The sequence below is a fragment of the Pseudomonas sp. ADPe genome (genome assembly GCF_014843515.1).
Taxonomy (GTDB): domain Bacteria; phylum Pseudomonadota; class Gammaproteobacteria; order Pseudomonadales; family Pseudomonadaceae; genus Pseudomonas; species Pseudomonas citronellolis.
Genome location: NZ_CP062122.1, coordinates 7,057,030 through 7,079,690, shown reverse-complemented (window position 1 = coordinate 7,079,690; position 22,661 = coordinate 7,057,030). Strand labels below are relative to the sequence as shown.

The following is a 22,661-nucleotide window of genomic DNA, read 5'->3' as shown; positions in this document are numbered from 1 at the left end:
CGTCATTGTTCAAATTCCTTCACCAATCACGCCGCCGCGGCTGCCCTTGCGGAACTGCTCGGAAAGCCGCAGCTCGGCCTTCATCCAGGCCTTGAAGGCCTGCACGTCGGGGCGTTCGCTCTTGGCCGCGTCGGTGACGAAGTAGTAGCGGTTCGGCGGCTCGATGGAGACGTTGAACAGCCGCACCAGCTGTCCCTTGGCCATGGCGTCGCCGCTGACCAGGGCGTCGCCCATGGCTACGCCTTGCCCGGCGATGGCCGCCGACTGCACCAGGTGCGCGTCGGAGAAGACGATGCCGTTGCGCACGTTGAGGTCGCGCACCCCGGCTGCCGCCGCCCACAGCAGCCAGTCGGAGTGGTCGACCATGTGCAGCAGCGGCAGATTGGCCAGGTCCTCCGGCGAGTCCAGCCCGCCGGCGGCGTTGAGCAGCGAGGGGCTGCACACCGGGAAGGTGTCGAGGGTGGCGATCAGTTCCACGCGCAGGTCCGGCCAGTCGCCCACGCCGTAGGCGATGAACAGGTCGACGTCGCGGTTGCTGACGTCGTCGGGAATCCGCGGCGACACCAGGTTCAGCTCCACCTGCGGGTGGGCGCGCTGGAACTTGCCGATCTGGTGGCACAGCCAGTAGGTGGCGAAGCCCGGGGTGCAGCTCACGCACAGGCGCCCGGCGATCTCCTGGGCGTCGGTGAAGCGCCGCGCCTCGTTGAGGATGCCCAGGGCGCGCTGCGTCTCGCGGGCGAAGTACTCGCCGCGGTAGGTCAGCACGATGCCGCGCCCGGATTTCTCGATCAGCGCGGTGCCCAGGCATTCTTCCAGGCTGCGCAGCTGGTGGCTCACGGCGCTGCGGGTCAGGCTCAGCTCGCTGGCGGCGGCGGACAGGCTGCCCAGGCGGGCGACGGCGTCGAGCACGCGCAGGGCGGTCATCGAAGGGAAGCGCATGGGCTCACTCCTGGTGGGGGCGGGCGCGCCGCTGGCGGAAGCCTTCCGGGGTGGTCCCGGCGTGGCGCAGGAAGGCGCGGTGGAAGCTGGTGACGTGTTCGTAGCCGAGCAGGAAGGCGATCTCCTGCAGGCTCATGCGGCTGGCCAGCAGGTAGCGCTCGGCCAGGGCCATGCGCACCTCGTAGACCACGCCCTTGAAGGTCAGCCCGTGGGCGCGCAGGCGCCGCTGCAGGGTGTGTGGCGGCAGGCGGAAGTGCGCGGCGGCCTGCTCCAGGTCCGGCAGCGGCACCCGGGCGTTCTGCAGCAGGTAGAAGCGCAGGTCGTCGGGCAGCGCCTCGCCGCTCTCGAAGCTGGCCAGGGTGGCCGCGCCCTGGGCCTGGCACAGGCGCAGCACCGAGGGGTTGGAAGTGGAGAAGGGGCGCTCGTGGAATTCCCGCGGGATGCGCAGCTCGGCGCGGCTGGCGGCGAACTCGCTGCGGCCGGGGAACAGCTCGGCGTAGAGCGCGGCGTGGGGCGGCGCGGCGAACGGCAGGCGCACCTGCATGCCGGCGCACTCGGCCAGCTCCGGCAGGCGCTGGCACAGCCAGCGCCAGGTGCTGCTGAACCATTCCTCCAGCAGCGCCTGGGTTTCCATGGGGCTGTAGGGCGGCGCCTGCAGGGCCAGCACCAGGTGCTCGCCGTGTTCCTCGCGGGTGACGTGGATGGGGTGCGGCAGCAGGCTGGAGGGCTGGCCCAGGGAGATGTCCCAGGAGCGCCGCAGGTTGGCCGCGCTGATCAGCGCGTAGCCGATCACCCCCAGGTCGAACAGGTTGTAGCGCTGGCCCAGGCGCAGGAAGAAGTCGCTGGCGCCGAGCAGCCCGGCGGCCTGGCGCAGCAGGCGGTAGTAGCGGGCGAAGGTCATGTTGGCGGCGGCCTCGGCAGCGGGCACGCCAAGCCCCGCGAGCAGCGGCGCGAGCGGCGGCAGCCGGGGCCGGGCCTGCCATTCCTCGAGGAAGCGCTGGTACAGCTGGCGCGCGGCGTAGTCGATGTCGGACTGCTGGTCGGGCATGCTCGTGCTTGTTATCTGAGGCTAGCGAGTTGTCATCTTATGCTAGTCAAAGGCTTCTGGCAGCTCCCTATACTCGGCGCAAAACAACAAGGGGAGCACCGACATGACGGCGCCCGATACATTCCGTTCGTCCCATTCGCCTGCCAACCGCCACGCCGACCTGCTGCTGCGCAACGGCCGCTTCTACACCCTCGACCCGGCGCAGCCCTGGGCCGAGGCCGTGGCCATCCGCGACGGCCGCTTCCTCGCCGTCGGCCGCGCCGAGGACCTGGCGCACCTGGTCGGCCCGCAGACCCGCCAGCACGACCTCGGCGGCGCCTTCTGCATGCCCGGCCTGCACGACATGCACACCCACCCGGATCTGGCCCTGGCCCCGCGCTACGCCGACGACCTGGACGTGGGCATCGAGGACCCGAGCCCCGAGCAGCTGGCCGCGGCCATCCGCGCCTACGCCGACAGCCACCCCGGCGATGGCTGGGTCTATGGCCAGTACTGGGTGCGCTACACCTTCCGCGAGGCCGGGCTGAAACCGGGCCGCGAGTGGCTCGACAGCGTCATGCCGGACCGCCCGGTGGCGCTGCTCGACCGCATGTGGGGGACCATGATGGTCAACTCCCGCGCCCTCGAACTGGCCGGCATCAATGCCGCCACGCCCGACCCGCGCAACGGCTACCTGGAGCGCGACGAACTGACCGGCGAGCCCAACGGCCTGCTGATCGACGGCGCCTACGCGCTGATCCACGCCGCCATGCCGCCCACCCCCATCGAGGTGCTGCGCCGCGCCTACCGCGACGGCGTGCACTTCCAGAGCGCCCGCGGCGTCACCGCCAGCAAGTACGTGCACGTCTGCGAACGCCGCCTGCAGGCGCTCAAGGAACTGGACGACGCCGGCCAGCTGACCCTGCGCGTGGAAGCGGCCATCAGCTGGCAGGACGACATCTTCCCGGTGCGCCGGCGCTGGGAGCTGCTCAGCGGCGAGCGCCACTACTACCGCAGCGCGCGGCTGTCGGCCAACGCCGTGAAGTTCCACTTCGACGGCACCGTGGAGCCGCGCTCGTCGTTCCTCATCAGCCCCTGGCCGGGCGAGGACAGCTGGCGCGGCAAGCTCAACCTGACCCCCGAGCACATCACCGACATGGTGGTGGACATGGACCGCCGCGGCATCCGCGTGATCGCCCACTGCACCGGCGACGGCGCCTCCGACGTGTTCCTCGACGCGGTGGCCGAGGCGCGCCGGCGCAACGGTTTCAGTGGCATCCGCCACCAGTGCGCGCATAGCACCATCCTGCACCCGGGTAACCTCAAGCGCTTCCGCGAGCTGGAAGTGATCGCCGAATTTTCCCCGGCGGCCTGGTACCCCACGCCCTTCGCCAGCGGCGCGCGCTCCGGCTACGGCGCCGAGCGCCTGAGGCGCATCTACGACTACAAGGGCGTGCTCGCCGCCGGCGGCATTGCGGTGATGGGCACCGACTGGCCGGTGGCCTCCATCGACCCCTGGCTGGCCCTGGAAACCATGATCACCCGGCAGAACCCCTGGAACGACGACCCGGCCTGCTTCGGCGAGCCCATCGGCCTGGAGCAGGCGCTGCAGGTGGTGACGCTGAACGGCGCCCACGCCATGGGCCTGGAGCACCTGACCGGCAGCATCGAGGCCGGCAAGTCGGCGGACTTCATCGTGCTGGACCGCGACCTCTTCGCCCAGCCGCCGCGCGGCTACATCCACCGCACCCAGGTCGAGCAGACCTTCGTCGAGGGCCGCCCGGTCTACGACCGCCAGGGCGTGTTCGACGGTCCGCTGCAGGCGATGTGGCAGGGCGAAGTGCCGCAGATCATGAGGGACGACCGATGAGCATCCCGGTGACCGTGGTCGCCGGCTTCCTCGGCGCCGGCAAGACCACCCTTCTGCGCCGCCTGGTGCGGCAGTGCGCCGGGCAGCGCCTGGCGCTGATCGTCAACGACTTCGGCGAGCTGAACGTGGACGCCGAGATGATCGCCGAGCAGAGCGACGCGGTGTACGCCCTGCAGAACGGCTGCCTGTGCTGCACCATGCAGGACGACCTGCTGGCCCAGCTCGGCCGCCTGGCCGCCATGCAGCCGCCGGTGGAGCGCATCGTCATCGAATGCAGCGGCGTGGCCGACCCGCAGCCGATCATCCAGGCCCTGGGCTACCCGCAACTGCGCAGGCACATGCACTTGGACGCGCTCATCACCCTGGTGGACGCGGCCCGCAGCCAGCCGCTGGAAGGCGAATACGCGCAACTGGAACGCCGCCAGGCGGCCGCGGCCGACCTGCTGCTGCTGAACAAGGCCGACATAGCGACGCCGGAACAACTGCAGGCCCTGCGCCAGCGCTTCGGCGAGCCGCGGCGGATGCTGCAGACGGTGCAGGCGGAAATACCCGACGAGCTGCTCTACGGCGACCGCCCGGAGCGCGCGCAACGCCTGGCGCCGCTGGGTGTCGATCACAGCCGGCTGTTCGACAGCTGGACCTGGCGCCACGCCGGCCAGCTCGACCCCCGGCGCCTGCGCGCCTGGCTCGATCAGTTGCCGGAAGGCCTGTTCCGCCTCAAGGGCCGGGTGCAGGTCAGCGGCCGCGAGCAGCCGCTGTGGCTGCAATACGTCGGCGGCCGCAGCCAGTTCCTGGCGGCACAGGCGCAGGAGGGCGACAACTGCCTGGTCTTCATCGCCAGCGCCGCTGCCGGACTGCGCGAGCGTCTGGAGGCCAGCCTGGAACAGTGCCTGGCCGCCTGACGCGAGGCTCTTCGTAGCGGGCCCTGCCCGCGAAATCGCGCGCAGGGCGCGCTCCTACATGGAATGGCGTGGGTGGGGCAGCGTAGGAGTGGATCTCATCCGCGAAGCGCGCCGATATACCCGGCCATCGCGGACAAGGTCCGCTCCTACGGGGGAAGAATACCGTGCCTCCCGGCAACCTGTAGGAGCGGGCCCTGCCCGCGAAATCGCGCTCAGGGCGCGCTCCTACATGGGAATGGCGTGGGTGGGGCAGCGTAGGAGCGGATCTCATCCGCGAATCGCGCCGGGGCGTCCGGCTATCGCGGACAAGGTCCGCTCCTACGGGGGGGATACCGTGCCTCCAGCGGGCCCTGCCCGCGATTTCGCGCGCAGGGCGCGCTCCTACAGGGGAATGGCGCGGGTGGGGCAGCGTAGGCGGATCTCATCCGCGAATCGCGCCGATACGCCCGGCCATCGCGGACAAGGTCTGCTCCTACGGGGGGAGGAATACCGTGCCTCCCGGCAACCTGTAGGAGCGGGCCCTGCCTGCGATTTCGCGCGCAGGGCGCGCTCCTACATGGAATGGCGTGGGTGGGGCAGCGTAGGAGCGGATCTCATCCGCGAATCGCGCCGGGACGTCCGGATATCGCGGACAAGGTCCGCTACAGGGTGCGTGCTCGAGCCGCGAAGCTCAGCGGAATTTCTCCAGCAACTGGTAGTACCACATCCCTGCCGCCAGCATCGGGTTGCCGAACACGTCGCCCAGGGGCACTTTCACGTGCTTGCACTGGGCGAAGGTGTCGAATTGCTCCAGGTCGCCGCTCATGGCCGTGGCCATGATCTCGCCCATGATGTGGGTGGTGGCCACGCCGTGGCCGGAGTAGCCCTGGCAGTACCAGACGTTGTCCGAGAGCTTGCCCAGCTGCGGGATGCGGTTCATCACGATGCCCATGGCGCAGCTCCACTGGAATTCGATCTCCACGCCCTTGAGCGCCGGGAAGGTGCGTTCGATGCACGGGCGCAGTTCGCCGGCGATGTCCCGCGAGTCGCGCCCGGAGTAGTTGGCGCCGCCGCCGAACAGCAGGCGGCCATCGGCGGTCAGGCGGTAGTAGTCGAGGACGAAGCGGCAGTCGTAGACGGCCAGGTCCTGCGGGTTGATGCGCTTGGCCAGCGCGCCCAGCGGCTTGGTGGTGACGATGCCGCCCATGGCCGGGAAGATCATGCCCTTGAGCTGCTTGCGTTCCAGCTTGTGGTAGACGTCGCCGGCCAGCAGCACCTGGGCGGCGTTGATCCGCCCGCCGGTGGTGACCACCGCCGGCCGCGGGCCGTGGACGATGTCCAGCACCTCGGAGTGCTCGAAGATCAGCCCGCCCAGGCTCTCCAGGGCCTTGGCCTCGCCGATGCACAGGTTGAGCGGGTGCAGGTGCATGTTGCGCATATTCTTGATGGCGCCGCAGTAGAGGTCGCTCTCCAGATGCTGGCGCACGCCGGCGGCGTCGAGCAGGCTGACCTCGGCGCCCATGCCGCGGCGCACGGCCTCTTCGTAGGAGGCTTCCAGCTCGGCCATGTGCGACGGCTTCATGGCCGCGTGCAGGTGGCCGAACTTGAGGTCGCAGGCGATGCCGTATTTCGCCACGCGGTTCTTGATGATCTCGTGGCCGCGCCAGCGCAGTCGCCAGATGAAGTCATCGACGTCGTTGCCCAGCCACTGCTGCATCTGCTTGCGCATGGCCGAATCGCCGGACAGGCTGCCGGTGACCTGGCCGCCATTGCGCCCGCTGGCGCCCCAGCCGACCTTGTTGGTCTCGACGATGGCCACCTTGTAGCCGCGCTCGGCCAGCTCCACGGCGGTGGTCACGCCGGTGAAGCCGCCGCCGATGATGGCGATGTCGACGTTCACCTCGCCTTGCAGGGTGGGGTAGTCGGTTTCCACGGCGAGACTGGCGGAATAGTAGGAAGGGGCGCGCTCGGGGGCGGCTTTGGCGGGTTTCAGTGCGGCGTTCATTCTTGTGTTTTTCCTGTTGTCTGGTTTCCCTCTCCCTAGCCCTCTCCCTGAAGGGAGAGGGGACTGGATCGGAGCGGGCTTTTGATTCGGTTTCAGCCGGTTGCGCTGGTGTTTCCGGAGGGCACGATTCCCATCTCGGCACGGATGCTCCCTCTCCCTTCAGGGAGAGGGCTGGGGAGAGGGGCTCTCAAGCCTTAAGCCTCAAGCCTTAAGCCTCAAGCCTTAAGCCTCAAGCCTTAAGCCTCAAGCCTGATGCAGATACCACCGCCAATCCTGCTCCCCGACCTCACCCATGAACTGCCGGTACTCCGCCTGCTTCACCTTCAGGTACACGCCCAGGAACTCCCGCCCCAGCGCATCCCGCGCCCAGCTCGACTGTTCCAGCGCGCGCAGCGAGGTCAGCCAGTCGGTGGGCAGCAGTTCCTTGGCCTGGGCGTAGCCGTTGCCCTCGACGGGCGCGCCCGGGTCGATGTCTTCGCGGATGCCGCGGTGGATGCCGGCAAGAATCGCAGCCGCCGCCAGGTAAGGATTGGCATCGGCCCCGCAGATGCGGTGCTCGATGTGCCGGGTATGCGCCGGCCCGCCCGGCACGCGCAGGCTGACGGTGCGGTTGTCGCAGCCCCAGGTCGGCGCCAGGGGCGCGTAGCTGTTGGCCTGGAAGCGTCGATAGGAGTTGGCGTTGGGGCAGAACAGCAGCAGCGAGTCGAGCAGGCTGGCGAGCATGCCGCCCACCGCCTGGCGCAGCAGCGGCGTGCCGGCCGGCTCTGCGCTGGCGAACAGGTTCGCCCCGGCGGCATCGGCCAGCGACACATGCATGTGCATGCCGGTGCCGGCCAGGTCGTCGAACGGCTTGGCCATGAAGCACGCCTGCATCCCATGCTTGTGCGCCACGCCCTTGACCAGGCGCTTGTAGCGCACGGCCTGGTCCATGGCGGTGAGGGCGTCGCCGTGCTCCAGGGTGATCTCCACCTGGCCCGGCGCGTATTCGGAAATGGCCGTGCGCGCCGGGATGCCCTGGGCCTTGCAGGCGGCATAGAGGTCGGCGAGGAAGGGTTCGATCTGCTCCAGTTCGCGCAGGCCGTAGACCTGGGTGGAGCGCGGGCGGCCGCCGTCGGCGTCCAGCGCAGGCTGCGGGCGGCCGTTGGCGTCGCGCTTGGCGTCCAGCAGGTAGAACTCCAGCTCGCAGGCCATCACCGGGTGGTAGCCGGCGGCCTTCAGTTCGTCGATCACCTTGACCAGCACGTGGCGCGGGTCGGCGATGTCCGCCGGCTTGCCTTCGACCGGGTGCATGCTGACCTGCACGGCGGCGCTGGGAATCTGCCGCCAGGGTAGGCGCACCAGGCTGCCGGCCAGCGGGTAGGCGCGGCAGTCGATGTCGCCGACGTCCCACACCAGCCCGGAATCCTCCACGTCGTCGCCGTGCAGGGTCAGGCCGAGAATGGTGCTCGGCAAGGGCCGGCCGGACTCGTAGACCGCCAGCAGTTCCTCGCGGTGCAGCAGCTTGCCGCGGGGCACGCCGTTGGCGTCGAGGATGAACAGCTCGACCATCTCGATGTCGGGGTTGGCGGCCAGGAAGGCCTGGGCCTCTTGCACGGGGGCGAATTTCATTGGTGTTCTCGCATAGCGCCAATGGGCGCGCTGATGGCCTGCGCGGCCGGGCTGCGGCGGGGCAGGCGATGCAATGGCTACGCCAGCTCGCGCAGCGTCGGGCGCCTGCGTTCAGCGTAGTTCCAGCAAAGGGATGGGCGCGGGGCGCCCGTCAGCGTGCGGCGCTATCCGGTGGACGCGCGTGGCGGCAGTGCCAGAGCGCCCAGAAGGCCAGCTCCAGCGGCAGCGAGAGGGGTTGCAGGCGCAGCCAGCGGCAGCGTTCGCGCGGCAGGCGCAGGGGCTCTGCCTGGGAGGCGGAGGCGCTGGCGGCGGCGAAGTGCTGTTGCAGAAGATGCATGGGTGGCTGCGTGGGGGACGATGCCGGCAGACTCGCACAGGCGATGGGTGCTTTAAATGTGAATCTAGTTGAACTCACTTGAGCGAAATCGAAACTGATTGCCGCCCGGTCGATCCGCGCCACCGGCGCCGGCCCTGCCGCCTAAACTGAGCGAAACCCGTCACGCCGCGCAGCCCATGGCCCATATCGTCTTCGCCCCGTCCATCCAGCGCCACGTCGAAGTGCCCGAGCAGGACCTGCCCGGCGCCACCCTCGGCGGCCTGCTGGAGGGCGTGTTCGCCCGGCATCCGCGCCTGCGCGGCTACCTGCTGGACGACCAGGGCGGCCTGCGCCGGCACGTCACCGTGTTCATCGACGGCCTGCGCCTGCGCGACCGCCGGGGGCTGGGCGACGTGGTGGCGGACGACAGCGAGGTATACGTGGTGCAGGCGCTGTCCGGCGGCTGAAACCCGGAGGAGGGCAGATGGAAGACCGATTGCTGGTGGCCACGCGCAAGGGCCTGTTCAGTTTCCTGCAGGATCGCGGCACCTGGCACGAGGCGGGCCAGGACTTCCTCGGCGAGCCGGTGAACATGGTGCTGGCCGACCCCCGCGACGACACCCTCTACGCCGCCCTGGACCTCGGCCACTTCGGCTGCAAGCTGTGGCGCAAGCCCAGCGGCGGCGACTGGCAGGAATGCGCGGTGCCGGTCTACCCGCCGCAGCCGGACCCGCTGCCCACGCCGGCCGAAGGCGAGGCCCCGCAGGCGCCCTGGAGCCTGCAGCTGATCTGGTGCCTGGAGACCGGCGGCACCGACCAGGCCGGCACCCTCTGGGCCGGGACCATCCCCGGCGGCCTGTTCCGCAGCGACGACCATGGCGACAGCTGGACGCTCAACCGCCCGCTGTGGGACCGCCCCGAGCGCGCCCGCTGGTTCGGCGGCGGCTACGACTGGCCGGGCATCCATTCCATCAGCGTCGACCCGCGCGACAGCCGCCACCTCACCGTCGGGGTGTCCTGCGGCGGCGTCTGGCAGAGCCACGACGAAGGCGCCAGCTGGCGCAACACCACTGCCGGCATGTACGCCGACTACATGCCGCCGGAACTGCGCGAGGAGGGCGCCATCCAGGACCCGCACCGCCTGGTGCACTGCCCGGCGCGGCCGGACCGGCTGTGGGTGCAGCACCACAACGGCATCTTCGTTTCCAGCGATGGCGGCGCCAACTGGCGCGACGTGCCGGCGCAACCGTCCAGCTTCGGCTTCGCCGTGGCCGTGCACCCCACGCGGCCGGACACCGCCTGGTTCGTCCCGGCGACGAAGGATATCTGCCGCATCCCGGTGGCCGGGCGATTCTTGGTCAACCGCACGGAGGATGGCGGCCAGAGCTTCCAGGCCCTGGACCACGGCCTGCCCCAGGGCCCGTGCTACGACCTGGTGTACCGCCACGGCCTGGCCGTGGACGACGACGGCGAGCGCCTGGCCATGGGCTCGACCACCGGCGGCCTGTGGCTGTCGGAGGACGGCGGCGAGCGCTGGGAATGCCTGTCCGCGCACCTGCCGCCGATCTACTGCGTGCGCTTCGGCTAGGTCTGCCCGTCGCGCTCGTCCTGCTTCTGGTAATGCGCCAGGATCATCCGCGCCGGGATCAGCGCCGCCAGGCCCAAGGCGCCGCACAGGGTGATGATGCTGGTGCCGGTGGGGTCTTCCAGGCTGTCGCCCAGGGCCGCCAGGCCGATGGTCAGCAGGATCATCACCAGGCCGAACCATTGCGCCATCTGCGCCCAGCGCAACAGCATGGCGCGGCGCGCCTCGTGCAGGTGGAAATCCGGGTGGCTGTGGTGCCGCATGCTCGTATCCTCCTCTTGTTCTCGCACCAGCCTACGCCGCTGGCGGCGTCGGCGGCGGCGGCCGGCCGAGCGGTAGGCCGTCACACAGCAGCGGCGATGAACTCCCGCAGCCACTGGTGCGCCGGGTCGCGGTGCCGCTTTTCGTAGGAGCGAGCTTGCTCGCGAACGGCGTGAACCGGCCACTTCGCTGCATGGGCTTGACCACGGCCCCCTCTCCCCAGCCCTCGGCTGCGCGCCCCGCCCTGAAGGGAGAGGGGGCAGTCCGTGCCGAGATAAGGAATGGTTTCAGCCGGAAACTACCGTGCTTGCCGGCTGACTCGGGAAAACCGGACCGCTCCGAACGGTCCCCTCTCCCTTCAGGGCGGGGCGCGCAGCCGAGGGTTAGGGAGAGGGAACGTCGTCCAGCCAAAACACTGCAGCCACAGGTGAGCACTGTTCGCGAGCAAGCTCGCCCCTACGAAAAAACACCTCACACCTACGCAATTCACTTCAACCGAACCTTGCCCGCATCCCACCTGTCAGAGGTCCGTATCGGAAAACATACAAAGGATCACGGACCCCATGTTGAAGCGTTGGCGCAACAGTCACTGGAAGCACTGGCTGGAAGGCTACGACATCGAATTCCGCAGCGGCGTCAGCCGCCTGGGGCGCGGCAAGCGCCTGCTGGTCGAGGCGCCGGGCAGCATCGGCGAGGCGGAGTTCAAGATCTACCGGGACGAGATGCACATCGGCGCCTTTTCCACCATCCGCGCCACCAGCTTCCACCGTATTTCGCACATCGGCCGCTTCAGCTCCACCGGCCAGCTCTGCCGCATCGGCCTAGCCGCCCGGGCGCACCCGATGGACTGGCTGAGCACCAGCTCGGTGCAGTACGAGCCGGGCGTGTTCGACCGCTACGACACGCCGCGCCAGCGCTACGAAGACACCGACGCCGACACCTGGATCGGCAACGACGCCTTCATCGGCGAGGGCGCAGTGGTGATGAGCGGGGTGAAGATCCACGACGGCGCCGTGGTGGCCGCCATGTCCGTGGTGACCCGCGACGTGCCGCCCTACGCCATCGTCGCCGGCTCGCCGGCTAAGGTGGTGCGCTACCGCTTCCCGCCGGACATCTGCGAGCGCCTGCAGGCCAGCCGCTGGTGGGATCTGGCGCCGGCGCAGATCGCCGCGTTGCCGTTGCAGCGCATCGAAGAGGCGTTGGAGCGTGTGGAGGCCTTGCGGGCCAGCGGCGAGGCGCGGCCGCCGATCTATCCGAACATCGAAATCCGCCGCCAGGGCTGCCGCCTGCTGTCCGAGGGGCCGGTCAGCCCGTGAAGCGCGGGGCGGCACTGCTGCGCCGCCCCGCACGCAAGCGCCCAGGGGCGCTCAGCTCCGGCTCTGGGCCAGTCGGTAGAGTTGCCGCGCTTCCGCCGCCATCGGCAGCAGGGCCGAGACCAGGCGGGCCTGGCCTTGTACCAGCGGCATTTCGTCGGGGCAGTCCGCCAGCAGGCAGAGCAGGTCTTCCAGGGCTATCAGGCGACGCTCGGCGGCCTCGTACAGATGCTCGGCGGGGGCGCTGGCGTCGACGAACAGCACGTCGTCGTGGGGTTGCGAGAGGGTGGTGACGGGTTGCAGGTCAGTCATGGTGCGCCTCCAGGGTGTGGAGGGCGAAGTACGGATAGTGCATGTTCCATTGCTCCTGAGCGGGATCAAGAGCCGCCTCCCGGAAAAGGGAGGCGGACCGTACGGGGGTAGGATCACCGGTATGAGGAAAACGGCAGGCCGAAGCCTCCCCGCACGGTCCGCCACGGAACGCGAATACAGACGGCGATGGATCACTTGTACTCGCGACATGACGCACCACTCCTCATACCAACGGGATCCTACCCCCGACCACAGCAACGCTGCGGCAGGGCGGAATCTATCCAGCGCCCTCGTAGGACCTCAAGGCGATTTCAGCGTGGGAATTTTCACGAAGGGTAGCGGCGCGGAGCCGGCCGAATCGCTATGCTCGACGCCATGAACGGCCAGCTCCCCCTCCGCCAACCCTGCCCGCCGGGCGCCTGCGATTGCGGGCGCGAGGCGCTGCTGGCCGAGCCCCACGGCGACATCCGCATCCTCCTGCTCACCCGCCAGGAAGAGCAGCGCCTGGTGCAGCGCCTGGAACAGCTCAAGGACCTGGCCGACCTGCAGCACATGCAGCAGCGCATGTACGAACAGCTCGGCCTGCGCCTGAGCATCGCTCCCGGCTTCAACGAGGTGCGCAGCATGCGCGGCCTGGACATCCGCATCGCCGCGCAGCCCGGCCTGTGCCGCAAGACCCGCCAGGCCATCCCCGCGGCCATCCGCCGGGGCCTGGAACGCACCCCGGAAATCGCCTGGCGCCTGCTCGACTCCTTCGACCTGCTCGGCGGCAGCCACTAGGGGCGTGCATTTTCCCAAGGCTTTGCTAATGTCGTTAGGCAGGAGATGGCATTCCTCCTCTAACCGCCCCCCGGCTGATGATGCCTACGCATAACCCTTCATGGGCGGCGTAGGCATTGTTCTGCTGTCCATGGTTTGCCCGTGGACAGCGAACATGCCCAACCCATCCCGTTCCGCCGCTTTTTCTCTTGCGCACCGCGCCGTCCCCCGGCTTCAGCGGAGCCGCCGCCATGACTGAGATCTGGGCCCAGGCCGCCCTGTGGCTGGGGCTGGCGCTGCTGGCGACGCTGGTGTCGATCTTCCTGCGCATCGCCACGGCATTGTCGGAAATCGTCGTGGGGACCATCGCCCAGCTGATCATCGGCGCGCTGCTGGGCATGGCGGTGCTGCAGGGCGACGCCAGCTGGATCAAGTTCCTCTCCGGCGCCGGGGCCATCCTGCTGACCTTCCTGGCCGGCGCCGAGCTGGACCCGAAGGTGTTCCGCGCGCACTGGAAGCAGGCCACGGTCATCGGCCTGGTCGGCTTCGTGGTGCCCTTCCTCGGCTGCGCGGCGCTGGCGTACTGGGGCCTGGGCTGGAACACGCAGGCCAGTTGGCTGGCCGGCATCGCCATGTCCACCACCTCGGTGGCGGTGGTCTACGCGGTGATGCTGGAGCTGGGGCTGAACACCAGCGAGTACGGCAAGATCGTGCTGGCCGCCTGCTTCGTCAACGACCTGGCCACGGTGATCGCCCTGGGGCTGATCTTCGCCCCCTTCACCCTGAAGACCGCCGGTTTCGCCGGGGCCCTGGTCCTGGCCGCGCTGCTGCTGCCGTGGCTCACCCCGCGCTTCTTCCGCCGCTTCGGCGGCCGGCCGTCGGAACTGGAGGCCAAGTTCCTCATGCTCTGCCTGTTCGGCCTGGGCGCGGCGGCGACCTGGGCCGGCAGCGAGGCGGTGCTGCCGGCCTACCTGATCGGCATGGTGCTGGCCGGCACCGTGGGCAAGGACCACGCGCTGATCCGCCGCCTGCGCACCCTGACCTTCGGCCTGCTGACGCCGTTCTACTTCATCCGCGCCGGTTCGCTGGTGTCGCTGCCGGCCCTGGCCGCCGCGCCCGCGGCCTTCGTGCTGCTGTTGCTGGTGAAGATGCTCAGCAAGCTGGTGGGCGTGTACCCCACCTGCCTGGTCTACGGCTCGCCGCGCCGGGAGGGGGCCTACACCACGCTGCTGATGTCCACCGGGCTGACCTTCGGCACCATCTCGGCGCTGTTCGGCCTGGCCCACGGGCTGATCGACCAGGGCCAGTATTCGGCGCTGGTGGCCGCGGTGATCGGCAGCGCCGTGGTGCCGACGCTGATCGCCAACGCCTTCTTCCTGCCCCGGCACCTGCTGCCCAAGGGGGAAGCGGAGGAGGGCGCCAAGCCGCCGGCGGAGCCCGCGCGCCACGACGACTTGCGCCCGCAGACGCGGCGCAGAGGAGGTGAAGCATGATCAAGCGCATCCTGGTGGCCTACGACGCCTCCACCGCGGCGGAGCTGGCCCTGAACTTCGCCAACGAGCTGGCCGAACGTTTCGGCGCCGGCCTGCACATCCTCTCGGTGGCGCAGCCGCCGGAGTTCGGCGACGAGGTGGAGACCGAGGCGGTGATCGAGCGCTCCCGCGCGCATTTCCACCACGCCTTCAAGCTGCTGGGCTACAGCCGCCTGCCGGTCGAGGAACGGCCGACCACCCACGTCTCGGTGGGCCGCCCGGCCGAGCAGATCGTGCGCTACGCCGAGGAGCACCACATCGACCACATCGTCATCGGCCACCGCGGCCACTCGGGCTTCGAGCGTTGGCTGCTGGGCTCGGTGGCGCGCCAGGTGATCGACCACGCGCCCTGCGCGGTCACGGTCATCCGCGGCTGAGCGGGCAGGGGAGGAAGCGACATGCTGCAGATCGACATTCCCGGGCTGGGGAGCTTGCAGTTGAAACACATGATCTGTGACTACAACGGCACCCTGGCGGTGGATGGCCGGCTGATCGACGGGGTGGCCGAGCGCCTGGAGGTTCTGGGCCGCAAGCTGGCGCTGCACGTGGTCACCGGCGACACCTTCGGCAGCGCCGAGGCGGAACTGGCGGCGCTGGACGTCAACCTGCTGGTGCTGTCGGAGAAGGACCAGGCCATCTCCAAGGAGGACTACCTGCGCACCCTGGGCCTGCACGGCGTGGTGGCCATCGGCAATGGCAGCAACGACCGCTACATGCTGCAGCAGTCGGCCCTGGGCATCGCGGTGATCGGCCCGGAGGGCGCGTCCTCGGTGGCCATCGGCTCGGCGGACCTGGTGGCGCTGGACATACTCTCGGCCCTGGATATGCTGACCCACCCGCAGCGCATCATCGCCAGCCTGCGCTGCTGAACCTTCGAAGGAGCAGGAAGATGACAAGGATCATTCTGACCCGCCACGGCCACGTGGACTGGATCGCCCCGGAACGCTTCCGCGGCCGCGCCGAACTGCCGTTGTCGGCCCTGGGCCGGCGCCAGGCCGAGGCGGTGGCCCGGCGTATAGCCGAAAGCTGGCAGCCGGTGGCGATCTACACCAGCCCGCTGTCGCGCTGCATCGACACCGGCGCTGCCATCGCCCAGGCCACCGGCGCCCCGGCCCAGGCGCTGGAAGGACTGGCCGACACCGACTACGGCCAGTGGCAGGGCCTGACCCACGACGAAGTCCGCGCCCGCTGGCCGGAAGAACACCGCACCTGGCTGGAGGCGCCGGACCTGGCGGCCATCCCCGATGGCGAGAGCCTGGCCGACGTGCTGGCCCGGGGTACCCGTGTGTTGCGCGAGGTGTTGCGGCGTCACGGTGGGCAGACATTGGTGTTGGTGGGGCATGACAGTATCAATCGGGTTCTGCTACTGCAGGCGTTGGGGTTGCCGTTGGCGCGGTATTGGCGGTTGAAGCAGGAGCCTTGTTGCGTCAATGAGATTGGCGTTGAGGATGACGTGTTTACGTTGTATCGGATCAATGAGACCTATCATCTGGTTGGGCTGAAGGCTGAAGGCTGAAGGCTGAAGGCTGAAGGGGAGGCCGTTTTCAACGACGGATGATCGCGACGGAGTCCGCTCCTACGGTTCCAGGAAACATGGCTTTTCGTAGGAGCGAGCTTGCTCGCGAACGGTGCTCGCCGGTGGCGTAGGTGCCGGGTTTAAGAGCCCCTCTCCCCAACCCTCTCCCTGAAGGGAGAGGGGGCTAGTCCGTGCCGAGAGAAGGTATGGTTTCAACCAGAAAGCACGGTGCCAGCCGGCTGACTCCAGAACATCAGACCCTGCCCAACGGTCCCCTCTCCCTTCAGGGAGAGGGTTAGGGAGAGGGAAAGGCGTCCAGCCAAAACACCGTAGCCGCAGGTGAGCACCGTTCGCGAGCAAGCTCGCTCCTACGAAGAGCACCTCGGCGGTTCCAGGGAACCTCGGGCGTAGGAGCGGACTCCGTCCGCGATTGGATTCGTCGGCCACGCCGGACATCCCGGTGGCACGGCCAACGGCACAGTATCAGGATGACTCCGAAGTCTCCGCTCGCTCCAAACGGCCCCCTCTCCCTCCGGGAGAGGGCTGGGGTGAGGGGGCGGAGCCAACCCAATGCACCATTTCCCGCAGCGAAGGCCTGGCCTCACTCAAACCGCCGCCAGCCGTACCCGCGTCATCTGCCGCAAGCGACTGAGGGTGCGCTCGAAGTCCAGGGTGATGTCGCCGCTGGCCAGGCGCTCCAGCGGCACCGTGGCATAGAGTTGCAGTTTCAGGCGCTTGTCGTAGGCGATGTCGATGAAGTTCAGGAAGCGCCTGGCGACGTCGTCGGGGTAGTTCTGCAGTGGTTCCAGGCCGCTCACCGCCAGGTACGGGAAGCGTTCGATCAGCCATAGGTAGTCGGCCGCCGAGTGCGGGCGTTCGAACAGTTCGTCGAAGTCGAGCCAGGCGTGGTCGTCGTCATGGGCGCGCACGCGCAGCGGGTGGTGGTTGACCTGCAGCACTTCGTCGAAGCAGGCCTGCGGGCCCAGCCCGAAGCGCTCGCGCAGCGGCGCGGGGGCGTCGGCCGTGGCGGGCCACAGGTAGCTGCCCCAGGCGTCCAGTGGCGTCAGCCGGCGCCGGTAGTCCTCGCCCTTGTCCAGCGCCAGGACCTCGAAGCGCTGTTCGATCAGCTCGACCACCGGGCGGAAGCGCTCGCCGTACAGCGGGTCCGCGCACAGCCCGGACGGCGGGTAGTTGGAGGTGCACACCAGGCCGACGCCCTGGTCCACCAGCTGTTGCAGCGTCGGCCCCAGCAGCATGGCGTCGCCGATGTCGTGCACGTGGAATTCGTCGAAGCACAGCAGGCGGGTTTCCGCGGCGATGCGCCGGGCGGTCTTCGCCAGCGGGTCGGGCTGGCCGGCGAAGGCCTGCAGGCGTGCCTGCACTTCATCCAGGAAGGCATGGAAGTGCACGCGGCGCTTGGCTTGCAGCGGGGCCGCGGCGAAGAAGGCGTCCATCACGAAGCTCTTGCCGCGGCCCACGTCGCCCCACAGGTAGACGCCGGCGGTCGGCTTGCGGAACCAGCCATGGCGGCCCTGGAGGAAGCCTTCCAGCCAGTTGGCCAGGTGCTCGATGGCGTATTGCTGCTGAGGGTCGGCGCGGTAGCCGCGCTCCTCCAGGGCCACCCGGAAATGCCGGAGGATGCGTTCGGCGATCGATTCCGGGGCGGCCAGACGGTCGGCGGCGCTCATGCTTCACCTCTGCGCGAGTGGCGCGGGGCGCGAGGCGCCCCGGCCGTTCAGTGGACGAAGGCCTGGCGACCGGCGTAGTGGGCGGTGCCGCCGAGCATTTCCTCGATGCGCAGCAACTGGTTGTACTTCTCCACCCGCTCGCCGCGGCAGGGCGCGCCGGCCTTCAGGTGGCCGGTGCCGAAGGCCACGGTGAGGTCGGCGATGAAGCTGTCGACGGTCTCGCCGCTGCGGTGCGAGACCATCGCGCCCCAGCCGTTGTTGTGGGCCAGCAGCACGGTGGTGCGGGTTTCGCTGAGGGTGCCGATCTGGTTGGGCTTGATCAGCACGGCGTTGGCGGTGTGTTCGAGGATGCCGCGGCGGATGCGTTCGGCGCTGGTCACGAAGAGGTCGTCGCCGACCAGTTCGATGCGCTGGCCGAGCGCCGCGGTCAGGCGCTTCCAGCCCTCCCAGTCGTCTTCCGCCAGGCCGTCCTCCAGCACCACTATGGGGTAGCGCTGCACCCAGTCGGCGTACAGCCCGATCATCTCGTCGGCGTCCAGCAGGCGGCCTTCGGAATGCAGGCGGTAGAAGCCGTTCTCGTAGAGGGCGCTGGGCGCCGGGTCGATGGCCAGCTGGACCTGCTCGCCGGGGTGGTAGCCGGCGGCCTCGATGGCTTTCATCAGCAGGTCCAGGGCCTCGGCGTTGTACTTCAGCGGCGGGGCGAAGCCGCCTTCGTCGCCCACCGAGGTGGAGAAACCCCTGGCCTCCAGCAGGGTGCGCAGGTGCCGGTAGATTTCCGCGCCCCAGCGCAGCGCCTCGCGAAAGCTGCCGGCGCCGGAAGGGACGATCATGAACTCCTGGAAGTCCGTGCCTTGCCAGTGGGCGTGCACGCCGCCGTTGAGCACGTTGAACATGGGCACCGGCATGCGCGTGGCCTGCTCGCCGCCGAGGTAGCGGAACAACGGCATGCCGCTGGCGGCCGCCGCCGCGCGGGCCACTGCCAGGCTGACGCCGAGGATGGCGTTGCTGCCCAGGCGTGATTTGTTCGGCGTGCCGTCGCACTGCAGCATCGCCAGGTCGATGGCCGTCTGCTCGCTGGCGTCGTGGCCGCGCAGCAGCGGGGCGATCTCGCTACGGATGTTGTGCACCGCGCGCAGCACACCCTTGCCCGCGTAGCGCGCGGGGTCGCAGTCGCGCAGTTCCACCGCCTCGTGCTTGCCGGTGGAGGCGCCCGAAGGCACCGAGGCGCGTCCCTGGGCGCCGTCTTCCAGGGTCACGTCCACTTCCACCGTCGGGTTGCCCCTTGAGTCGAGGATTTCCCGGGCGTCTATCTGCTTGATGAATACGGCCATGCCGCTCTCCTTCGGTCGTTCGAATGCTTACGCGGGGTGTTCACAGCTGCGGGCGCAGGTAGCCGCCGGCCACGCCGCGCCTGGACAGCACCCACTGCCAGAGCTGGATGTCGCGGGCGCGGAAGGCGCCGGCGCAGGACAGCAGGTAGTAGCGCCACATGCGCCGGAAGCGCTCGCCCAGCGCCGAGAAGCGCGGCCAGGCGGCTTCGAAGTTGGCGTGCCAGGCCATCAGCGTGCGGTCGTAGTAGGCGCCGAAGTTGTGCAGGTCCTCGACCACGAAGAGGCCGTCCGCGGCGTCGCCGACCTGGCCGATGGAGGGCAGGTCGCCGTTGGGGAAGATGTAGCGGTCGATCCATGGATCGGGCCGGGCGCGGCGTTCGTTCTTGCCGATGCTGTGCAGCAGGAACAGGCCGTCGTCGGCCAGGCAGCGCTGGGCCACCTGCATGAACGCGCGGTGGTTCTTGTGCCCGACGTGCTCGAACATGCCGACGCTGGCGATGCGGTCGAACTTGCCGGTCAGGGTGCGGTAGTCCTGCAGGCGGAACTCCACGGGCAGGTCGCGGTAGCGGTCGCTGGCCCAGTTCGCCTGCTCCTGGGAGACGGTCACGCCCACGCATTCCACGCCATGGTGCTGGGCGGCATAGGCCATCAGGCTGCCCCAGCCGCAGCCGATGTCGAGCAGGCGCATTCCCGGTTCCAGCCGCAGCTTGCGGCAGATCAGTTCCAGCTTGGCTTCCTGGGCCTGTTCCAGGGTGGTGGCCGCTTCCCAGTAGCCGCAGCTGTAGGTCATGCGCGGGTCGAGCATGGCCTGGTAGAGCGCGTTGCTCAGGTCGTAGTGGCGCCGGCCCACCTGCCAGGCGCGCCTGGCGTTCTGCAGGTTGAGCAGGCGGTAGCGCAGGGCGTGGGCGAGCAGGCGCCAGGGCTGCACTTCGCGGTCGAGCCGGGCGCGCAGCAGGCGGTGGAAGAATTCGTCCAGGTGCTGCGCGTCCCAGTCGCCGTCCATGTAGCTTTCACCCAGGCCCAGGCTGCCCTGGCCCAGCGCGCGCTCGAACACGCGCGGGCGCAGCACCTGCATGTCCCAGGGGCGCTGGCCGTTGATCTGGATGCCGGCCTTGTGCAGCAGGCCGGCGGCGAGCTCTCGCAGTTCCGGATTTTCCCCGGGCTGTGGCTCCACTGACGGGGTTCCCAGAATCTCGCTCATACCAGACTCCTCGTGTCGTCGACAGGCAACGCTGGTGTGCTACTTACGGTTGCGTATGTCGTTGCAAGGGCTTGGGTGCGTTGTGCGGTTAGCGTCTCTCGGTAGAAGCCAACGCGATAGATGCTCACCCCGATGGCCAGGCTGGCGTATCGCAGGCAGCAGTATGTATCCCAGGCCTCGTGAGGCTCCGAGAACACCAGGTAGCGGGCGGCGCTTTCGATTAGCAGGGCGGAACGCTTCAGCCCTTGGGTGAACAACAATCGGGCAAGATGTTCTTGTTGTTCACGGGCGATATTGAGCGCCGTGGGATAGGTGATTTTTAGAAGGATGTATTGAGCGGGAAGCTGCTGAAGGAAGGCTTCCAGGTCATCGGAGACGACACTGGTGACTGACGAGGACCAAGCAAGACCAGACTCATGATGCAGAGGGGTTCCCACATTTACCTCCAGGTATTGGACCAGCGCGTGCCCTATGGCGAATCGCGACTGGCGAGGGGACTACCTGAACGAAGTGGGGCGGCAGATACGAAAAATGCCTACCGCTCCCGCCTTCGCGAGTTCGGTAGGCATCATCAGCTGACGGCGTCAGCGGTTAACGGAGAATGCCATCTCCTGTGAAAACTCTATCACCGGCTCCCGGGCTTGCAAGAAATCTGGGGCCTTCGGGGCATCAGTCCTCCAGCAGCGCTTTGTTGCGCACTGCGCCCTTGTCGGCGCTGGTGGCCATCAGGGCGTAGGCTTTCAACGCGGTGCTGACGCGGCGTGCACGCGGTTGCGCCGGCTTCCAGCCCTTCTTGTCCTGCTCGATGCGGCGGGCGGCGAGTTCTTCGTCGCTGACCAGCAGGTTGATGCTGCGGTTGGGGATGTCGATCAGCACCTTGTCGCCATCGTTGACCAGGCCGATGGCGCCGCCCGCGGCGGCTTCCGGCGAGGCGTGGCCGATGGACAGGCCCGAGGTGCCGCCGGAGAAGCGGCCGTCGGTGAGCAGGGCGCATTGCTTGCCCAGGCCCTTGGACTTCAGGTAGCTGGTGGGGTAAAGCATTTCCTGCATGCCCGGGCCGCCTTTCGGGCCTTCGTAGCGGATGATCACGATGTCGCCCGGCTTCACTTGGTCGGCGAGGATGCCTTTCACCGCGGCGTCCTGGCTTTCGAAGATTTTCGCCGTGCCCTCGAAGACGTAGAGGGATTCGTCGACACCGGCGGTCTTCACCACGCAGCCATCCAGCGCGATGTTGCCGTACAGCATGGCCAGGCCGCCTTCCTGCGAATAAGCGTGCTCGACGCTGCGGATGCAGCCTTCGGCGCGGTCGTCGTCCAGGCTCGGCCAGCGGGTGTTCTGGCTGAATGCGGTCTGCGTCGGGATGCCGGCGGGGCCTGCCTTGAAGAAGGTGTGGACGGCTTCGTCGCGGGTCTGGGTGATGTCCCACTGGGCGATGGCGTCCGCCATGCTCGGACTGTGCACGGTCGGCACGTCGGTGTGCAGCAGGCCGCCGCGGGCCAGCTCGCCGAGGATGGAGAAGATGCCGCCGGCGCGGTGCACGTCTTCCAGGTGGTACTTCTGGATGTTCGGCGCCACCTTGCACAGTTGCGGCACCTTGCGCGACAGGCGGTCGATGTCGCGCAGGTCGAACGGCACCTCGCCCTCCTGGGCGGCGGCCAGCAGGTGCAGGATGGTGTTGGTCGAACCGCCCATGGCGATGTCCAGGCTCATGGCGTTCTCGAAGGCGAGCACGTTGGCGATGCTGCGCGGCAAGACCGAGGCGTCGCCTTCGCCGTAGTAGCGCTGGCACAGCTCCACGGCCAGGCGCCCGGCACGCAGGAACAACTGCTCGCGGTCGGCGTGGGTGGCCAGGGTGGTGCCGTTGCCCGGCAGGGCCAGGCCCAGGGCTTCCACCAGGCAGTTCATCGAATTGGCGGTGAACATGCCGGAGCAGGAGCCACAGGTGGGGCAGGCTCTGCGCTCGTACTCGGCGACCTGCTCGTCGGAGCAACTGCCATCGGCGGCCGCGACCATGGCATCGATCAGGTCCAGCCCGTGGCTGGCCAGCTTGGTCTTGCCGGCTTCCATCGGGCCGCCGGAGACGAACACCACCGGGATGTTCAGGCGCAGGGCGGCCATCAGCATGCCGGGGGTGATCTTGTCGCAGTTGGAGATGCAGACGATGGCGTCGGCGCAGTGGGCGTTGACCATGTATTCCACGGAGTCGGCGATGATCTCGCGGCTCGGCAGGGAATAGAGCATGCCGTCATGGCCCATGGCGATGCCGTCGTCGACGGCTATGGTGTTGAATTCCTTGGCCACGCCCCCGGCCTTCTCGATCTCGCGGGCGACCAGTTGGCCCAGGTCCTTCAGGTGCACGTGGCCGGGCACGAACTGGGTGAAGGAGTTGGCGATGGCGATGATCGGCTTCTTGAAGTCTTCGTCCTTCATCCCGGTGGCGCGCCAGAGGGCGCGGGCGCCGGCCATGTTGCGGCCGTGGGTGGAGGTTTTCGAGCGGTAATCGGGCATGGTGGGTCC

22 protein-coding genes and 2 riboswitches are annotated in these 22,661 nt (G+C 68.6%); of the genes, 10 read left to right on the top strand and 12 right to left on the bottom strand.

Translation table 11 applies throughout. From position 1 onward, the window contains the following. Positions 1-9: 9 nt before the first annotated feature. Together IG194_RS31880 and IG194_RS31875 are read right to left on the bottom strand one after the other, a co-directional pair. Complete coding sequence (locus tag IG194_RS31880; RefSeq protein ID WP_009622667.1) at positions 10-939, bottom strand: LysR substrate-binding domain-containing protein; 930 nt, start codon at positions 937-939, stop codon at positions 10-12. A 4-nt stretch (positions 940-943) separates the two neighbouring features. Then, on the bottom strand, positions 944-1,987 hold the full coding sequence (locus IG194_RS31875; protein WP_043271806.1) for a helix-turn-helix transcriptional regulator: 1,044 nt from the start codon (positions 1,985-1,987) through the stop codon (positions 944-946). A 103-nt stretch (positions 1,988-2,090) separates the two neighbouring features. Between IG194_RS31875 and IG194_RS31870 the strand changes: the two genes are divergently transcribed. Beyond that, entirely contained in the window at positions 2,091-3,836 is a 1,746-nt protein-coding gene (locus IG194_RS31870) for an amidohydrolase (protein WP_058490003.1), read from the top strand. Continuing rightward, positions 3,833-4,738 (top strand): CobW family GTP-binding protein, encoded by a 906-nt coding sequence (locus IG194_RS31865; protein WP_058490002.1) that lies wholly within the window; start codon positions 3,833-3,835, stop codon positions 4,736-4,738. The genes IG194_RS31870 and IG194_RS31865 overlap by 4 nt, the downstream gene beginning before the upstream one ends. A gap of 670 nt (positions 4,739-5,408) precedes the next feature. Here IG194_RS31865 and IG194_RS31860 read toward each other — a convergent pair. The 3 genes from IG194_RS31860 to IG194_RS31850 form a co-directional block, all read right to left on the bottom strand. Further along, entirely contained in the window at positions 5,409-6,722 is a 1,314-nt protein-coding gene (locus tag IG194_RS31860) for an NAD(P)/FAD-dependent oxidoreductase (RefSeq protein ID WP_058490001.1), read from the bottom strand. 243 nt (positions 6,723-6,965) lie between these two features. After that, positions 6,966-8,330 carry a glutamine synthetase family protein gene (locus IG194_RS31855; protein ID WP_058490000.1) on the bottom strand — a complete coding sequence of 455 codons (1,365 nt, stop codon included), beginning with the start codon at positions 8,328-8,330 and terminating at the stop codon, positions 6,966-6,968. A 151-nt stretch (positions 8,331-8,481) separates the two neighbouring features. Beyond that, entirely contained in the window at positions 8,482-8,667 is a 186-nt protein-coding gene (locus tag IG194_RS31850) for a hypothetical protein (RefSeq protein ID WP_043271801.1), read from the bottom strand. Positions 8,668-8,843: 176 nt separating this feature from the next. Between IG194_RS31850 and IG194_RS31845 the strand changes: the two genes are divergently transcribed. Both IG194_RS31845 and IG194_RS31840 read left to right on the top strand, forming a co-directional pair. Further along, a complete protein-coding gene (locus tag IG194_RS31845) occupies positions 8,844-9,113 on the top strand; it encodes a MoaD/ThiS family protein (RefSeq protein ID WP_058072220.1) in 270 nt (89 codons plus the stop codon). A gap of 17 nt (positions 9,114-9,130) precedes the next feature. Next, complete coding sequence (locus IG194_RS31840; RefSeq protein ID WP_058489999.1) at positions 9,131-10,234, top strand: WD40/YVTN/BNR-like repeat-containing protein; 1,104 nt, start codon at positions 9,131-9,133, stop codon at positions 10,232-10,234. Here the strand turns inward: IG194_RS31840 and IG194_RS31835 are convergent. Further along, complete coding sequence (locus IG194_RS31835) at positions 10,231-10,494, bottom strand: hypothetical protein (protein WP_058489998.1); 264 nt, start codon at positions 10,492-10,494, stop codon at positions 10,231-10,233. The two genes, IG194_RS31840 and IG194_RS31835, sit on opposite strands and share 4 nt — an antisense overlap. Before the next feature lie 561 nt (positions 10,495-11,055). Here IG194_RS31835 and IG194_RS33215 point away from each other — a divergent pair. Beyond that, entirely contained in the window at positions 11,056-11,808 is a 753-nt protein-coding gene (locus IG194_RS33215; RefSeq protein ID WP_058489997.1) for a CatB-related O-acetyltransferase, read from the top strand. A 51-nt stretch (positions 11,809-11,859) separates the two neighbouring features. Here the strand turns inward: IG194_RS33215 and IG194_RS31825 are convergent, their stop codons facing one another. Beyond that, positions 11,860-12,117: a hypothetical protein gene (locus IG194_RS31825; RefSeq protein WP_052267646.1), complete on the bottom strand. Its 258-nt coding sequence runs from the start codon at positions 12,115-12,117 to the stop codon at positions 11,860-11,862. A 363-nt stretch (positions 12,118-12,480) separates the two neighbouring features. Between IG194_RS31825 and IG194_RS31820 the strand changes: the two genes are divergently transcribed. The 5 genes from IG194_RS31820 to IG194_RS31800 all read left to right on the top strand — a co-directional run bounded on the left by IG194_RS31820 (position 12,481) and on the right by IG194_RS31800 (position 15,924). Then, positions 12,481-12,897: a hypothetical protein gene (locus IG194_RS31820; RefSeq protein ID WP_009622640.1), complete on the top strand. Its 417-nt coding sequence runs from the start codon at positions 12,481-12,483 to the stop codon at positions 12,895-12,897. A gap of 32 nt (positions 12,898-12,929) precedes the next feature. Further along, a riboswitch (Fluoride riboswitch) is annotated at positions 12,930-12,991 on the top strand. Between the two features lie 136 nt (positions 12,992-13,127). Then, entirely contained in the window at positions 13,128-14,369 is a 1,242-nt protein-coding gene (locus IG194_RS31815) for a cation:proton antiporter (protein WP_058489996.1), read from the top strand. Next, positions 14,366-14,785, top strand: coding sequence for a universal stress protein (locus tag IG194_RS31810; protein WP_009622637.1), 420 nt, complete (start codon positions 14,366-14,368; stop codon positions 14,783-14,785). The genes IG194_RS31815 and IG194_RS31810 overlap by 4 nt, the downstream gene beginning before the upstream one ends. 21 nt (positions 14,786-14,806) lie before the next feature. Further along, the gene (locus IG194_RS31805) at positions 14,807-15,277 is read left to right on the top strand and encodes an HAD family hydrolase (RefSeq protein ID WP_058489995.1); all 471 of its coding nucleotides are present in this window, start codon (positions 14,807-14,809) and stop codon (positions 15,275-15,277) included. A 20-nt stretch (positions 15,278-15,297) separates the two neighbouring features. Then, the gene (locus IG194_RS31800; protein ID WP_058489994.1) at positions 15,298-15,924 is read left to right on the top strand and encodes a histidine phosphatase family protein; all 627 of its coding nucleotides are present in this window, start codon (positions 15,298-15,300) and stop codon (positions 15,922-15,924) included. Positions 15,925-16,529: 605 nt separating this feature from the next. Here IG194_RS31800 and zapE read toward each other — a convergent pair. The 5 genes from zapE to ilvD all read right to left on the bottom strand — a co-directional run bounded on the left by zapE (position 16,530) and on the right by ilvD (position 22,652). Continuing rightward, positions 16,530-17,612, bottom strand: coding sequence for a cell division protein ZapE (gene zapE, locus IG194_RS31795; RefSeq protein WP_058489993.1), 1,083 nt, complete (start codon positions 17,610-17,612; stop codon positions 16,530-16,532). Positions 17,613-17,659: 47 nt separating this feature from the next. After that, a complete protein-coding gene (gene eno, locus IG194_RS31790) occupies positions 17,660-18,943 on the bottom strand; it encodes a phosphopyruvate hydratase (protein WP_058489992.1) in 1,284 nt (427 codons plus the stop codon). Between the two features lie 40 nt (positions 18,944-18,983). Then, complete coding sequence (gene cfa / locus IG194_RS31785) at positions 18,984-20,144, bottom strand: cyclopropane fatty acyl phospholipid synthase (RefSeq protein ID WP_082996290.1); 1,161 nt, start codon at positions 20,142-20,144, stop codon at positions 18,984-18,986. Next, a complete protein-coding gene (locus IG194_RS31780; RefSeq protein ID WP_058489991.1) occupies positions 20,141-20,581 on the bottom strand; it encodes a hypothetical protein in 441 nt (146 codons plus the stop codon). Before IG194_RS31780 ends, cfa begins: the two co-directional genes overlap by 4 nt. A gap of 118 nt (positions 20,582-20,699) precedes the next feature. After that, positions 20,700-20,765: riboswitch (Fluoride riboswitch) on the bottom strand. Between the two features lie 48 nt (positions 20,766-20,813). Next, positions 20,814-22,652: a dihydroxy-acid dehydratase gene (gene ilvD, locus IG194_RS31775; protein ID WP_058489990.1), complete on the bottom strand. Its 1,839-nt coding sequence runs from the start codon at positions 22,650-22,652 to the stop codon at positions 20,814-20,816. Positions 22,653-22,661: the final 9 nt, after the last annotated feature.